Here is a 16,134-nt window from a genome sequence, read left to right as displayed (position 1 = left end):
ATGGAATGAGCAAAAAACCGAACATACTGCTGATCATGTGTGATCAATTGCGGTTCGACGTGCTCGGATGCTACGGCAATAAGCAGGTGCAAACCCCGAATATCGACCGACTGGCCCAAAGGGGGATATGCTTCGACCGGGCGTATAGCCAGACGCCGGTATGCGTTCCTGCCCGCCACGGACTTATCGCCGGGCAGCATCCGTTCGAGCTCGGACTGCTCAAAAACGAACGGCTGGCCAAAGAAATAGCCCACCCGCTGCCCGAGCTCATTCGGAAGCAAGGGTATTATACGTGCGCGGTAGGCAAAATGCATTTTCAACCGGTACGGAAACACTACGGATTTGATCGCATGTATTTGTCCGAAGAGATTCCGACCCATATCGAGAACGACGATTATTTGCAATTTTTACGGGAGCAAGGATACGGACATGTGATCGAGCCTCACGGTAAACGAAGCGAGCTGTATTACGTGCCGCAAATCTCGGAGCTACCCGAGCATCTGCATACGACGGCCTGGACAGCCGATACGACGTGCCGGGTCATCGGCAATAACCGGAATCGACCGTTCTTCCTGTTCACGTCTTTCATCAAACCGCATCCGCCGTTCGACCCATGCATGCCTTACGACGAAATGTACAATCCCGAGCAAGTTCCGAAGCCGGCACGCAAGGAGCATGAGCGAACCCCGGACGATTACGCAATCGACGTCATGAACGATTACAAAGTGAACGGGATCGACAGCCTCAGTATGGAGGAAGAACTGAAAATGCGAGCCTATTACTACGGCTGCGTCTCGCAGGTCGATAAACAAGTCGGCCGCATTCTCGATAAGTTGGAATCGTGCGGACTGCTGGACGACACTTTGATCATATTTACATCGGACCACGGCGAGATGCTCGGGGATCATTACTCCTATGGCAAACGTACCTTCTATGAAGCTTCCGCCAGAATTCCCCTCATTGTCAGCTGGCCTGCGGTACTGCCTCAAGGAGAGCGGCGGGATCATCTGGCGCTGCTGCAGGATATTTACGCCACATTGATTGCGGTGTCGGGCGGAACGGTGCCGGAATCATCTTCGGGTCGCAATCTCATACCGGCCGCCACGAAGGAGCAGGAGCCGTCGCGAGCTAAAATATTCGCGGAGGTCGGCAGAGGCAGGGTCATGAAGATGATGCTGCGCTGGGGCGATTATAAATATATTTACCACACCAACGGCGGCAAACAAAATTTGTACGATCTACGCGCCGATCCGGACGAATGGACGGATATTGCAGCACATCATCCCGAACTTTGCCTCCATTGCCAGAAGGAGATGGTCGAACATTACCGCTCATACGGTTTCGCAGAAGCATTGGACGGAGACCGGCTGGTCCGATACGAACCGAAGAGGCACGAACCGCAGGGATTTCTCGATCAATCTCCCCGCTGGCCGCAAACGGTCGTGGACGAAGATTAAGACGCGGGTGACCGGTTAGTAGTATTACTATTGCTCGGCGGCCTGTGGTATTGAAATAAACAAAACCAGTCTAACACTTAATGGTGTTATGACTGGTTTTGTTTCATCTCATACAACGCGACATGTCAGCCTCACATAATACGCAAAGCAATCTTTATGTATTAAAAACGGATAATATTCCCAGATGCGACTGCTGATCTAACCTCGTTTTGCCTATGCTTCCTATGCAGACGATTCGCCATACACACTTTTCTTAATGATTTCCTCAAGTTCCGCTTTTTGAGCCCGGTATTGATGCGGCAGCAAACTTCCATCCGCAAGACGCGAATCCAGCTGAGCTGTTAATTCGGCAACTTGGAGGTTGATAATGTTGTCTACATCCGCTTGATTGCCCGCTGCAATGTCGGCGAGCGATTTTCCTTCGAGCAAAGAATCGTACAACTCTTCATCCGAAGAAGCGCCGAGTACACGCAGGAAATCATCTTTGGCTGCAATCTGTTTGTTGTGGCTGTCAATTCTCTCGAGAAGGCTTTGAAAAGGGCTTGCAGCGGCTTCCTTGTTCCATAACCCCATGCCGGCGGTAATGGTAAGTACCATCGTGCCGACGATCAGAATTCGTTTCGGACTTATGATCACATACATGGTATCATCCTCTTTTCCATTCTTCCTGGTATATTCATGTTCTACGAATAGAAGGTAGTATGTATATTTTTTAACCGTTAACAGTGTACCATGAACCACAGGTTTCCGCTTTGGACCCGTGTAGTGTTTTATCCCCGACTTAGGTCTAGGATTGTTGCGACTGCCACTGACGCAGGCAAGTTAACTTGGTTACAAATAAAGGAAATTGAAACGCAAATAGAGAAAAGTATCAAAGATGCAACGACAGTCAGCCATAGGAGGGGAACATGCAGGAGATTTGATTCTAAATCAATGGCCGATTTTTCTGTATACACGGGAAAGGTGATTAGCGGCTCGGGGAGGTTCTTTGTGGGAGAAGTCATTTTATTAAGAGGACGGCCGGGCGTCGGGAAAACGACAATATCCGATAGACTGGGTCCAATGCTAAATGTCCCTATCATTCGTAAAGATGATTTTTACGATGTCATCTCTGATTATAACGATAATCATGAACAAAGAAACAAAGTATCGTACGGGATCTTGTTTCGCTTGTTACAAACGAATGCCAGTACGAATATGCGGTACATACTTGATTTCCCTTTCAATAAAGAAGAGGAAATGAACCATTTTAAGTTATGGTTGGAAAGCCGCGACTATGGTCTGAAATCGATTCTTTGCACTTGCAGCGATGAGAAGATTTGGGCTGAACGTTTTAATAAACGGAAATCGAATCCGCTCCCAAACCAATTGATTACTGATTTTGACGAGCTTAAAAGTTATTATAAAGTCTTAAGCATTCAACCGATGGATGGAGAGCTTGTAATCGATACGGTGGAATCTATGGATTCGATTATGGATCAGATTAAAGTTTACTTGCAACAGAGAAAGTGTAATTCTATACGAGAGGATGAAGCCAGTGAATACGATGAATAACGTGTTATCCGACCAAGCGCTCGAGTGGGTCATCCATGCTGTACATCCTGAAGCGAACGTGCTCTCGATACGGCGGCTTCATGGAGGGATTTCCTCGCTTGTTCACGGAATTCTTCTTAAAGTGAATGGAGAAGAGAGAAGCGTCGTGCTGCGGCAGTTCGACAATGCGGAGTGGGTACGGGAGCAGCCTGATTTGGCTCTTCACGAAGCTGAAAGCTTACGTCGGGCCTCTCAATGCGTTGGCGTGCAGACGCCGAAGCTCATTGCATTCGATGAAACCGGAAGCGCGTGCGGCGTGCCGGCGCTGCTTATGACCCGATTGGAAGGCAGCGTTGTATTGGAACCGCCGGACACAGTACGATGGGTGGACGGCATGGCCGAAGCGCTCGCGCGGATTCATAAGGTTGAAGCTGCCGATTATTCTCGGACGTTTGCACCGTACTGTGATGCCGCATCACTGGATACGTCATCTTGGTCCGAATATCCCGCCCAATGGCGCGCTGCTGCCGACATCGTGACGGGACCCCGTCCGTTTGTCATTAATCGTTTCATACACCGGGACTATCACCCGGCGAACGTGCTATGGAAAGGCGGAGAGGTGAGCGGTGTCGTCGATTGGGTCAACGGTTGTGTCGGCCCGGCCGGCATCGATGTCGGCCATTGCCGTGTAAACTTGGCGCAACTTTACGATGTACAAACAGCCGACCAATTTCTTTCTTCGTATCAAAAGTATGCAGGAGATTCCTTTGTCTATGATCCTTACTGGGATCTTGTCACTTTGATCGACTTCGCTTATTGGCCTCCTGAGGTATATAAAGGATGGACAGACTTGGGCAAAATCGGATTAACGACAGAGATCGTAGCTGAGTGCCTGGATCAATATTTGTTGAGTATATTAAAACGTATCTCGTAGCGTTAGTTGGACTTATGTAATAGAAACACGATAGAATCAGCTAGCGAGGTTGCCGTGGAGACCGGCAGCCTCTTTGCGTTAACTTCGTATTTTTCACATATTTACATGGGAACAAATGTGCGATATGATATTTGGGTAAATATTCCAGTTGCTGTTTCGCATCTACTTTGATAAGGGAGCAAGCAAAGAAAACGGCAATAACTTTGCAAGTCTTGTAATATGCCAAAAGATGGAGGAATTCAAAATGAAGCTTCGCTATGGGAACGCAGCGGAAGCGGGTATGTGTGAATCCCGTATTTCCAAGCTGGAAAACTTGCAGGAACAATGGGTGGAACGAGGAGTCGCGCCGATCATGATCTCGCTTATCGCCCGAAAAGGAATTATTGTAAGCCACAAGCTTTTTGTTGATCCGGATTATGACAAGAGCTATGGACCGATGAAATTGGATACGATATTCCAATTGGCTTCGATCTCCAAGCCGGTTACCGCCTCGGCTGTAATGCTGCTAGTTGAAGAAGGAAAAGTGGCGCTCGAGCTGCCAGTTCAGGACTATATACCGGAGTTTACCGGTGAAAATAAGGAAAAGGTTCTTGTTCACCATCTAATGACCCACACGTCCGGCATCGCCGAAGACTGGATCTGGGAAATGGCGAATAGCGGCAGCGCTCACGTGGATATGGAACAATGCCCGAACAATTTGCATCCGGACGTATACAAGTATTTAACGACAGGTCATAAGGCTCCGCTTAACTTTTATCCCGGCTCTGAGATGAATTATTGCGGTTATGGCTTTTTGCTGTTAACGGAAATTATTCGTCGTGTGACCGGTCAAAACATACACGAATTCGCTACCGAGCGCATGTTCCAGCCGTTAGGAATGAACGATACCTACTATATCGTTCCGCCGGAGCAGTACGCCAGAGTCGCGAAGCATCCCCCGAATGCGCCGTTTCCCCGTTACGCAGACTATGAAAATGTAATTAAACCAATGGGGGGCAGCGGGCTTTGCTCCACCGTCCATGATATGGCGATTTTCGGACAAACTTTTTTGAACAAAGGCAGTTATGACGGCTTCCGACTGCTGAGCAAGCTCGGCGTCCAAAAGATGACAATGAATCAAATTCCAGGCGTATCCTCCAGATTGGATGGCGAATTCTTTAAGGAAGCCTGTTGGGGATTAGGCTGGGGCATTAGCGGATCGAAGCAGGATTATACCGGAACGCTTCGTTCGGCAGCAACTTTCTCGCATACCGGCAGGGGAAATACGCTTTTCATGGTTGACCCAGAGAATGAACTGATTACGCTAAACTTTCAGGTGACGATGAAAAGAGTGAACAATCGGCCGTATCATTATTTTGAGTACTTTAACAACGCAGCATTGGCCAGCATACTGGATTAACGGGCCATGCGGACGTATTCTCGATGAACATGGATGAAAACTATTAAAACATTATTTTGAACTGAAAAGTCCAGAAGCCTGGGAATGGAACACGTCACCGCGAAATAGGTTAAACTTTAAAATTTACATAACATATATTATGTAAACAAAATAGTGGATTGAAACTGATTTTCAAAAAAATGTTCATGGGTGAACTCCATGTCGCACAGCATTTGAAGATGCCAACCTGTTGATATTTTTTGCGCAATAATTATGCGCTTTTCGATAAATACGAGCTTCCGCAGATTTGATAGTCTGGACTTGTTCGGTACAAGGATAGCCAAATGGAGTGGAGGAACTTGCGATGAAGGTGCAAATCGGAAGCCGGGAATATGATACGGGGAGTGCCGGTCTAGCGGAGCTTAGAAGCTCCAACGATATGATCAACGATACGGAAGCGTTAAGGGCGCGTTTAGAACAGGACGGTTATTTGCTGCTTCGCGGATTTCACGACCGCGAGCAGGTGCTGGAGGCAAGAATGGAATTTGTTCGCAATCTTCATTCCATGGGGAGACTCGATTCCGGCGCGCCGCTCGAAGAAGGCAGAATCGGTCCGGATAACAAAGGCGGGATTTGGGGCTCCGGAGCGGAACAATTGAAGGAACGATTTCCGACGTTTGTGCAGCTGGTCAGCGGTCCTTCCGTTATGGCTTTTTTTGATCGGCTGCTGGACGGTCCATCGATGACCTATGATTATAAATGGCCGCGTGCGGTAGGACGGGGAGGGAACACGGGAGCTCACTACGATATTGTGTATATGGGCCGTGGAACCCCGAATGTATACACGATGTGGACACCACTCGGCGATACGCCGATCGAGATGGGAACCCTCACGTTATTGCTCGGATCGCAGCACTTCGACAAAATCAAAGAAACATACGGAAGGCTGGATGTAGACCGTGATAATGTAGCCAAAGGTTGGTTCTCCGAAGATCCGGTCGAAATCGTCGAAAAATACGGCGGTCAGTGGGCGACGACGTCGTTTGAAGCGGGAGACGCAATTATATTCGGCATGTTTATGATGCATGCGTCTACGAATAACATGACGGATCGGTACCGGCTCAGCGCGGATACGCGTTATCAGCTGGCATCGGAGCCCGTAGACGAACGATGGATCGGGGCCAAACCGAAAGGACACTACGCATGGCAGAAAACACCGACGAAGTCTATGGAGGATGCCCGTAAAGAATGGGGCGTGTAAATTTTGGGGGGCCTAGTTGCACGGAGCTTCTTACACGCAAAAGGATCACAGCGTGCATTGCAGGTCTTGGCTGGAAGCAGCAGTTATCGTACGGATTGTCGGCGATGGCTGCTTTTTCGTCGTTGTATTGCCCCAACATCCAGCGGCTTCACATTTAGGAAAGAGAATAAATCCAAATTGTTGTGATAGCGCTTACCTGTTAAAATTATATATAAGGTATACATGGTAATGCGAAACGGGAAGCGAGGTGGTTTTGTGGGAAACACAAAGCATAGCGGTCGAATCCGTCTGCCAAGAAAACCGGACCCGAAGCTGTGGGTGAGCATGATGCCTTTTGGTTTCAGTAAACTGAAACCGCGGCATCTTCGCGAAACGCTGAAGGTGGCTTGGGAAAATCGGGATGCGCTCCCATATGCGTATCGTATTTTGACGCAGGGTGTGTGTGACGGATGCGCCCTGGGTGTAGCTGGTTTGCAAGATCAGACGTTGGAAGGGCCTCATTTGTGCACAACCCGGTTGAACTTGTTGAAGCTCAATACGATGCCCGCCATGTCCGAAGCCGTGTTCGAAACGGATATTACGCGGTTGCGGCAAATGAACGGGACGGAATTAAGGAACTTAGGCCGTATTCCGTACCCGCTAATCCGCGAAAAGGGAGATCCCAGGTTCAGACGCTTGACGTGGGATGAAGCGCTCGACCGCATTTCCACGAAAATTAAAAACATCGACCCGAAGCAGCTTGCTTTCTATATGACTGCCCGGGGCATTACGAACGAATCGTATTATGTAGGAGCTAAAGTCGCCCGATTTCTTGGCACCAACCATATCGATAATGCTTCGAGGATTTGTCACGCCCCATCCAAAACCGCACTGAAGCGGTCGGTAGGCATTGCCGCATCCAGCTGCAGCTACAAGGACTGGATCGGAACCGATGTGCTCGTGTTCTGGGGCAGCGTAGCGGCGGCCAATCAGCCGGTATCGACCAAATACATGTATGCCGCCAAGCGTCAAGGTACCAAAATTATCGTGATCAATCCGTATTACGAACCGGCTATGGATGAATATTGGATTCCATCCATTCCGGAATCCGCTTTGTTCGGAACTAGGCTGGCCGATGCGTTTTATCCGGTGCAAATCGGCGGCGACATCGCATTCATGCATGGCGTCATGAAGATTTGGTTTGAAATGGAGGAACAGGAGCCGGGTTCAGCGATTGATCGTCATTTTGTCAATGAGCATACGCAAGGGATGGAGGAACTGAAGGCTCATGTGATGAACCAGGAATGGAGTTTGCTCGAGCAATCGTCGGGACTTTCCAAGCAAAACATGCGTGAATTCGCTCACACGTTGGCGAAGGCGAAATCCGGCGTGTTCGTATGGAGCATGGGACTGACGCAGCATCGTTTCGGCACCGACAACATATCGCAGGTGGCGAATCTGGCGCTGCTCCGCGGTTTTTTGGGGAGAGCGCATTGCGGACTGATGCCAATACGCGGACACAGCGGTGTGCAGGCCGCCGGGGAGATGGGGGCGGACCCGTACAGTTTGCCCGGAGGCGATTTCAATGCAGAGCATGCCCGGCGGCTCGAGCGGCTATGGGGCTTTTCGATCCCGGAATGGCAAGGCGATCCCGTAGGGCAATCGCTTCAGAACGCCTTGCTGCCTGAAGGACATGAGCGGAAACTAAGGCTCTTCTATATGTCCGGCGGCAATTTTCTGGAGACGATGCCCGATCCCGTTTATTCCAAGCAATGCTTGGAAAGTGTGGAATTAAGGGTACATCAGGACATTATATTCAACACCTCGACGCTTGCCGATGCCAGTGAAGCTGTCATTGTACTGCCGGCAATGACCCGGTATGAGCAGCCGGGAGGAGGAACTTCCACTTCGACGGAGCGAATGGTATATTTTTCGCCGGAGATCGAAGGTCCGAGAATCGATCAGGCCCGTCCGGAGTGGGCCATTTATATCGATTTGGCGGCAAGGGTCAAGCCGGAGAGCAAAGAACTTGTTTGGTTCGAGGATGCGCAAGTCATACGTCAAGAAATTGCGGCGGCAGCGCCGAATTATGACGGCATCCAGCATTTGGAAAAGGCCGGGGATGTGTTTCAATGGGGCGGAGCTTGGTTGTGCGAAGGCGGGATTTGCCCCACTTCCGACGGACGAGGCCGCTTGATTCCGGTCGAAGTTCCCGATCTAAACAGGCCGGAAGGGCACTTCCATGTGACGACCCGCCGTGGAAAGCAGTTTAATTCGATGATTTACGGGGAAAAAGATTCTTTCAACGGTGCGGGACGCCGTGACGTGCTGATGAATGCGGAAGACGGGAGGACGCTTGGGCTCTCGGAAGGCGATTCCGTCGTAGTACGCAACGACCATGGCGAGTTTCATGGGACAACGAAATTCGGGCGCATGCAGGCAGGCAACATCGCGCTATTTTGGCCGGAAGGCAATTGCTTGATGCCCAAAGGCGTTTATGAGCCATACTCGAACATCCCGGAATATAACACAACTGCGGTGGTGGAGAAGTCGCGGGACGATCAAAATCATCTAGGAACCTTAAAGCTATGAAACGATCTGTCACGGGTATATGGGATATCGTCAAATACGATGGAGATACCTTTTTCCGGCAGGAAGATGAGATCGTCACGGAAGCCCCTTTGACGATCGAAATCGACGGGGAGGAGTTTGCAACGATCGTCTGCTCGCCTGACGACTTGACGGATATGGTAGTCGGGTTTCTTGCGGCGGAAGGTTTTATTCGTTCTATGGAAGATGTTAATGACATTAATATTATGGAAGATCAAGGCTTTGCCTACATAGAGTTAAAGCGTACATCGTCCATTTTTAAAAACAGTTATGGAAAAAGGTTTATCGGCTCTTGCTGCGGTAAAAGCAGACCGTTTTATTTTTACAATGATTTGAGAACGGCGCAAGCTTCAAAAAGCGACACTGCTCTTACTGCAGAACAGTGTCTGTACCTTATAAGACAGCTACAGGAGCAATCCGCCGAGTTTCAGCGTACGGGGGGATTGCATAATGCCGGTTTATGCAGCACGCAAGAGCTGCTGTTCACGCGTTCGGATATCGGAAGACATAACGCATTGGACAAAATTTATGGTCATTGCATTCGGAACGGCGTTTCTACGGCGGATAAGGTGATCGCCTTCAGCGGGCGGATTTCTTCGGAGGTGATCCTGAAAGTCGCCAAAATAGGGGCAGGCATTCTTCTTTCCAAATCCGCGCCGACGGACTTGGCTTTACAGCTCGCGACGGAATTGAACATCACGGCTATCGGTTTTGCGAGGAACGGTAAGCTTAACGTGTATACGCATCCGCAGCGGATCTTCGGTATTGATCGGACAGACGATGCAGAAGAAAGTTAGGTTCGCAGGCGTGGAACCGAAAGCGGTGTGAACGGAAGGAGGCGAGGCCGGAATCGGTTAGCTTCCGGTTGAAAAAAGAGCAGCGAAGCATCTTGGTCATCGACCCTTGCGGCTTGATCGATTAGTCATAAAACAAGCCCGGCGACCGATGCGGTCTTGGCCGGGCTGAATGTTGATCAAAGCAATTACTCCAATAAATAAGGCAGTTTGAACGTCCACAATTCCGTGCCGTTTTCCGTTGAGTTGCTGCCTATGCCGAAATCGTTGTCGTTGACGATGACGATCGTATCGCCGTTTACGAGCGATAACCCTTCCACCTTCTCGTACGGATACTCGAAAGCGACCAGATCCAGAACGGTGCGCTTGGACGGAGGCATGATGCCGTTTGCTTTCAATTCATCGATACTCATTTGCTCCAGCGTCTTCCGGGCAGCCATTTGATCATCGTACTTGCCGAGTATATTGGTCGCGTTCGACAAATCAATGGAGAAGATGCGTTTCAGTTGGGCGTCGCTTCCTGCGTTTTTGTCACGCTCGTCGATGAGCAGCACATTCTCGTTTACGGCGACCAAGTCGGAGATCACAATATCGGCTTGCTTCAGCCCTTTGAATTGCTTCGCGTCTTCCGCAATATAAGCGAACTCGGCTACCGGCGCCAAAGCGGCCAAATCGAACTTGATGATGCGCAATTGCCGCGATTGGTCGGTATCCTTGTTCGGATTACGCAGCGGGCTTTGCATCGCCATGAACATGTATTTACCGTCCGGTGTAATGCCTACAGCCTCGGCGCCGCGGTTTTGCCGCAGCTTATTGTATACGGCGGGCAGCATTTCACGGGCGGGCACTAAGGGGGTGTCTACCTGAGCCGCCCAGCCCTTCGGTACGATGCGCTCGATCAGCGTACCGTCACGCTTCACGTGAACAATGGACGGACCGTATTCGTCGGAGATCCAGAACGAATCGTCGTTCGGGTTATACGCGATCCCTTCCACATCAAGACCGTAGGGATCATACGCTAGTTCTTTTTCCCCCTTTGCGTCATAAGGCGCTTCGTCCCGGCCTTTACTATTCGGCAGACCGGTAATGTTGGCATTGCCGGTAGCAGGGTTAATTCCGTTTACTTTCAAAGGAAACTGATCGATTATTTTTATTTTACCTTCCGCAAGCTCGATTTTATAAATGGTCGGATTGTAATTAACGAGTGGAAACGTACGGATGGTCGTTCCGTTCACGTCGAGCTCCCCGTTAGGGCCGCGGTCAGCCGTCGAATAAAAGACATTGTCCGGATCGCCAGGCAAGTGAATGAGTGAGGAACCGACGCCCATCTTAATCCCTTCCGCCAAGTCCGGAGCGTCGAGTTTATACTTGCCTGTAAGCTTCGGGATGTCGGTCAACGCTGCGCTGCTTCGGAATTCGTCCCAATTCACATATTTGCCGGTTGCTTCGCCCAATGCGCGAATGGGCAAATACAGACTGCCGTCAATATTGACGGCAGGAGAGGAGGGGGAGACGGCTTGTCCGTTATTCGTGTACTTGATCGTTTCCGCCGTATTGCCTGTCACCACTGCTGCATTTACGCTTGCAGTCGCGGCCGTAAGCGTGAGTGCCGCCAAAGCGGCGATCAGCCATGTTTTCTTCATTTGCCGTATTTCCCCTTTCGATGGTATTCTTGTCACAGACTGATCATATCAGCATATTGTTAACGTCGTTTTAATGCACTTTAAATGTTTTGTAAATCGATTGCAGGGATGGAGGATATCCTTTGACGAACACATTGCTGCGCACCGCTGTCATCTTGCTGATGCTGCTGACAGCCATCGCTTGCAGCAAAGGACAGACGAATCCTCCGAACAGCGGCGCCGCCTCTACCGCCGAGAACCCTCAGCGTGTGCAGGCTGCTTACCGGCCGGATTTGTTTCCGGAACAGGCGGTCATTCCTTTCGCTGAAAGTGTAGAGCAACCGCTCGAGCCGGGCACGCCTTCCGGCGATGCGAAGCTTGTTCGCAGCTTTACCCTCCCGAACTGTGAGGCGGAGATTGTGGTGTATTCAGGCGATGGCGATACCCCGTTCACGAACCTCACCGGGTATCTTAAAGGTGCGAAATCGGAATGGAAGCGTTTGGGGCGGTTGTCCGCCAGCAACGGGGATGAGGAGGATTGGATCACTCCTTTACATTTCATTAACGGAGAAATGTCCGGTGCCGTTATAAACATCCCATTCGGCAACATCGGTGCAAAGAAGGGGTTAGTGGTTTACCACCACGATACGGACTCGTGGAACATCATCGATTTTCAGGGGCACAACGCCATTTCGACAGATCTTGACGACGACGGGTTCCCCGAGTGGGTCGGCAATCAGAAGGACTGGGTGCCGCCGGCACTCGAGATCCACCGTTGGGTTCCGGAACAAGGTCGCTTCGAATCCGCAGTCCTTCAATGGGAATCGAGCCTATTCCCCGACACCGTCAACGAAACACCTTCTTACTCATCCCTTTTTATGGAGGATGGAATACGCTTCATTGAAATCGGCAACGATGATGCATATGCCTTTTTTATATTCGATCAAGGGCTCCTGAAACAGTACAAGCCATCCGATACTCGAAGCCGCGTCTTGGAAATGCAATGGGCTCGACGGCATTGATTTTGAATGGATACGCTTGATGCGCTACAAGAGATACAGGATGTGTTCTCAAGCGCGTGCGATTGAGAAGCTGCTCATCGCACGGCGGATGACATATTTAATGGAATTAATTATTAATAATATTTAATATTTGCAATCATGTTGTCATCGCAGTATTATGTCCGTCTATCTGCACTGCCGACATCATGGCGATTCGTTCAGCAAGCCTAAATACAACGGTTATCCATTGCGAGTTATTTAGGAGGGTTCCCATGTACAGCATCCTGATTGTTGACGATGAGAAGATTGAACGCGAAGGCGTAAAATTTTTGATCGCGCAGTACGGGCTTCCCTTGCGGGTAACGGAGGCGGAGAACGGCGCGAAGGCTCTGGAGTACGTGCAAGAGAACGCAATCGATATTTTGTTGACCGATATCAAAATGCCTTTCATGGACGGCATGCAGCTGGCTGCGGAAGCAAGGAAGCTGGACGATGACCTGCAAATCATTTTCTTCAGCGCTTTCAGCGAGTTCGAATACGCCAAGCAAGCGATGCACCTGAAAGCGGCCAATTATTTGCTCAAGCCGATCGAAGTCGATGAATTCTCCAAAGTGATGAACGAAGTGATCGGCTGGTGCGAGAAGAATAGGAAAGAGAAGGAATGGAATCGGGTCGTTCTGGAAGGATATTCTGCCGGAATGAAGCACGCGAAGGAAAAGCGGCTGCTGGATCTGATTCACGGATCGCCTCCCGGTCAGAGCTTGCCGGTCGACAGCGGCACTAACGAGGGGTGGAGCGCAGGTCATTATTCCCGAATGCTGCTCCTGGATTGCAAAAGGAAATTTTTTGATCGATGCGCATTGGAACTTACAACTGTGAGCCAAGCCGTGCCGGATCAACCGTTCGACTACATGAATTTGAACGAATATCAGAGTTTGCTATTTTTTAAAATAAAACCCGGTCGGGACGGCACTAAAGAGGAACTGAAACAGCTCGGAGCCCGTCTTCAGAACCGCTTGAAACAGCAATATGGGGAAGATTTTCACCTCATCTTCAGCAATGTTTTAACATCCGAGGGGAGCTTTCATACCGAATTCAATGAGATGGAAAAAAAAGCGGAGTATAAATTTTTCATGGATACTCCATTCATTATGTTTACAGAAGACACGGGGAGCGGCACTCACGAGGAAACGGATACGATCGAGCAGCGGATGGAACGGGTAGCCGGGCAGATTGAGAATAAGCAATATACATACGCCAGAGAAGGGATCGGGCGTCTATTCGAAGCTTTGGAGGGAAGCACTTCGTTTTCCACCGTATATGTCAAATATTTGTGCACGCAGCTGGTAAAGCAGATGGTAGACCATTTTGGCGCGTACGGACGGAAGACCATCCAGCAGGCGGCGATGGACATTTATCAATGCAGGAATCTTCGTGAGTTGAAGGACGTTTTGTTTGTTTTTTTGGAGGAAGGGGTCCAAATCCATAACGGCGCTTACGGTAAACCGGGCAGGAGGGACATGAAGCAGATCCTCGATATGATCCATCAAGAATACGGTAGGGACATCAGTCTTGAGGAAATCGCCGACCGGGTGTTTCTTTCTCCAAGCTATTTGAGCTATTTGTTCAAAAAAGAAACCGGAGTCAGCCTCATCAAATATTTGACGCAATACCGCCTCGAGAAAGCAAAACAATACTTGCGCGACACGAATATGAAAATCGTCGATGTAGGCTCTCTGGTGGGGTACGGTAACCTTTCGTATTTCGGTGCACTGTTCAAAAACTACGTCGGTGTGACGCCGGCCCAATACAGGGAGGAGCTCGAATGATCAACCGGCTCCTCAGTCTTTTTATCAATCTGCGTTTTAAGCAGAAGCTGATTTTGTCGTACATCGTTATCACGATCATCCCGATTATCGTCCTCGGCGGCTATTCTTACGAGCAGTCCAAGCGGTTCATCCAGAAGCAGGTAATGTCGGGGATGAAAGATACGGTGAACACGATGGCCGACAGCATGAACGACAAAATCGGGAAATACAACAATATGACCGATCTCATCGTATTTAATTCTTCCATACAGCGAATTTTCACTAACCTTTACTCGGATTTGGCCAACTTATCGTATGATTTGCGGGATCATTTGGAGCCTTTGTTTCAAACCATATTGTATTTGAATAAAGAGATCACCAACCTGACCGTTTACACGCAAACGATGCCGGAATACGGATCGATGATTCAATCCTACGAAAGGGTCAAAGATACCTCGTGGTATAAAGCTTCGCATGACAGCTTGATTCCGGTGTGGGCTTACGATCAAGGGGAATTGTTTTTGACTCGGAGATTCTCCGATTACTATGTAAACCATAATTTCGTACTGCTGACCATGAAGTTCAATTATGTCGGCTTGTTCGGTCATTTGGATTCGGATATGCCGGAATACGGGATCGTCGTAGCGGACGAACAGGGCGATATATTGTTTAGCCAAAAAACAAGCCATGCTGATGAACCGGAGCTTCGGGCTATCGATGCGCAGGTCGCCAAAGAAGGAGTCGCGAAATGGAACGGGGCTGAATCGTTCGTCGTGAAACGCGAAGTTCCACAGTCGGGATGGACGATCTATTACTATGCGCCGGTGCCGTACGTCTCTCCCGGGGCCGGAACGATTGTCGGCGCAACGGTGGTCATCGTCTTGCTGTGTATCGCCGTTCTTATGCTTTTGATATGGCTGTTTTCGCGCACGTTTCTGAAGCAGATTGTAGCGCTCAACCGGAATATGCGGCTCGTCGCGCAAGGTAATTTTACGATCGATATCCGCAGCAGCTCCAGAGACGAAATCGGCGAGTTGACCAACCGGTTCGGCATCATGGTGAAGCAAATTAACGAGTTGATCCAGGAGGCATACCATAATAAGCTGCTCCAGAAAGAAGCGGAGCTGAGCATATTGCAATCGCAGATTAACCCACACTTTTTGTATAATACGCTCTCGGTTATTAACTGGAAGGCGCTGCATCTCGGCGCTGCGGATATAAGCCATGTCGTAACGACGTTATCCCGGTTTTACCGCACCGCCCTGAATAAAGGGGAGCGGATGACCCCGATCCGAAGCGAGCTTGAAAATACGAAATGTTATGTGGAAATTCAGCTGGTCATGCACGACCGTAATTTTGATGTGGACTATGCGATCGACGAACGGCTGTACGATTATTGGACGTTGAATTTTATTTTGCAGCCGATTGTGGAGAACGCGATACTGCATGGAATCGATCATAAAGCGGAGGGGAGGGGGAGTTTGACGATCAAAGGACTTCTTATGGAGAAGCACGTTGAATTTGCAGTAGAGGATAATGGCCCCGGCATCGGCGAGGAAATAAGCAGCCGGCTGCTTACCGCCGCCTCCAATGGGTACGGGCTTAAAAACGTCAATGACCGAATCAAGCTTGCGTTCGGCGACGCATACGGCATTGATATCGACAGTGAGGAAGGCCGAGGAACGATTATTACACTCCGGCTGCCTGTCGAGAAGCGCAATTCGTAGAGCGAACATGCCCCCGATCGCCCGAATCCG

Annotated in this window: 12 protein-coding genes; 10 read left to right on the top strand and 2 right to left on the bottom strand. The window is 49.7% G+C overall.

Features of this window, described 5'->3' with window-relative positions; genetic code table 11:
* Positions 1 to 5: 5 nt before the first annotated feature.
* Complete coding sequence (locus ACFQI7_RS01160; protein WP_218096572.1) at positions 6 to 1,457, top strand: sulfatase family protein; 1,452 nt, start codon at positions 6 to 8, stop codon at positions 1,455 to 1,457.
* A gap of 222 nt (positions 1,458 to 1,679) precedes the next feature.
* On the opposite strand, the gene ACFQI7_RS01155 is transcribed toward ACFQI7_RS01160, so the two are convergent.
* Entirely contained in the window at positions 1,680 to 2,099 is a 420-nt protein-coding gene (locus ACFQI7_RS01155; RefSeq protein WP_230414575.1) for a hypothetical protein, read from the bottom strand.
* A 348-nt stretch (positions 2,100 to 2,447) separates the two neighbouring features.
* On the opposite strand from ACFQI7_RS01155, the gene ACFQI7_RS01150 reads away from it, so the two are divergent.
* From ACFQI7_RS01150 to fdhD, 6 genes are all read left to right on the top strand, one after another.
* Positions 2,448 to 3,011, top strand: a complete 564-nt coding sequence (locus tag ACFQI7_RS01150; protein ID WP_218096571.1) for an AAA family ATPase — start codon at positions 2,448 to 2,450, stop codon at positions 3,009 to 3,011.
* The gene (locus tag ACFQI7_RS01145; RefSeq protein WP_218096982.1) at positions 3,004 to 3,924 is read left to right on the top strand and encodes a phosphotransferase family protein; all 921 of its coding nucleotides are present in this window, start codon (positions 3,004 to 3,006) and stop codon (positions 3,922 to 3,924) included. The genes ACFQI7_RS01150 and ACFQI7_RS01145 overlap by 8 nt, the downstream gene beginning before the upstream one ends.
* A 244-nt stretch (positions 3,925 to 4,168) precedes the next feature.
* Complete coding sequence (locus tag ACFQI7_RS01140; RefSeq protein ID WP_218096570.1) at positions 4,169 to 5,323, top strand: serine hydrolase domain-containing protein; 1,155 nt, start codon at positions 4,169 to 4,171, stop codon at positions 5,321 to 5,323.
* Between the two features lie 343 nt (positions 5,324 to 5,666).
* On the top strand, positions 5,667 to 6,563 hold the full coding sequence (locus ACFQI7_RS01135) for a phytanoyl-CoA dioxygenase family protein (RefSeq protein WP_218096569.1): 897 nt from the start codon (positions 5,667 to 5,669) through the stop codon (positions 6,561 to 6,563).
* 255 nt (positions 6,564 to 6,818) lie between these two features.
* Entirely contained in the window at positions 6,819 to 9,134 is a 2,316-nt protein-coding gene (locus tag ACFQI7_RS01130) for an FdhF/YdeP family oxidoreductase (RefSeq protein WP_218096568.1), read from the top strand.
* Positions 9,131 to 9,949, top strand: a complete 819-nt coding sequence (gene fdhD, locus ACFQI7_RS01125) for a formate dehydrogenase accessory sulfurtransferase FdhD (RefSeq protein ID WP_218096567.1) — start codon at positions 9,131 to 9,133, stop codon at positions 9,947 to 9,949. Before ACFQI7_RS01130 ends, fdhD begins: the two co-directional genes overlap by 4 nt.
* A 185-nt stretch (positions 9,950 to 10,134) precedes the next feature.
* Here fdhD and ACFQI7_RS01120 read toward each other — a convergent pair whose 3' ends face one another.
* A complete protein-coding gene (locus ACFQI7_RS01120; protein WP_218096566.1) occupies positions 10,135 to 11,589 on the bottom strand; it encodes an esterase-like activity of phytase family protein in 1,455 nt (484 codons plus the stop codon).
* Positions 11,590 to 11,711: 122 nt separating this feature from the next.
* Here ACFQI7_RS01120 and ACFQI7_RS01115 point away from each other — a divergent pair, with 122 nt between their 5' ends.
* From ACFQI7_RS01115 to ACFQI7_RS01105, 3 genes are all read left to right on the top strand, one after another.
* Positions 11,712 to 12,590, top strand: a complete 879-nt coding sequence (locus tag ACFQI7_RS01115; RefSeq protein ID WP_218096565.1) for a hypothetical protein — start codon at positions 11,712 to 11,714, stop codon at positions 12,588 to 12,590.
* Between the two features lie 251 nt (positions 12,591 to 12,841).
* The gene (locus ACFQI7_RS01110) at positions 12,842 to 14,398 is read left to right on the top strand and encodes a response regulator transcription factor (protein WP_218096564.1); all 1,557 of its coding nucleotides are present in this window, start codon (positions 12,842 to 12,844) and stop codon (positions 14,396 to 14,398) included.
* On the top strand, positions 14,395 to 16,104 hold the full coding sequence (locus ACFQI7_RS01105) for a sensor histidine kinase (protein ID WP_218096563.1): 1,710 nt from the start codon (positions 14,395 to 14,397) through the stop codon (positions 16,102 to 16,104). Before ACFQI7_RS01110 ends, ACFQI7_RS01105 begins: the two co-directional genes overlap by 4 nt.
* Positions 16,105 to 16,134: the final 30 nt, after the last annotated feature.

This window comes from Paenibacillus allorhizosphaerae, from assembly GCF_042659105.1.
GTDB classification, from domain to species: Bacteria; Bacillota; Bacilli; order Paenibacillales; family NBRC-103111; genus Paenibacillus_G; species Paenibacillus_G allorhizosphaerae.
This window is presented reverse-complemented; position numbering and strand designations above follow the sequence as displayed.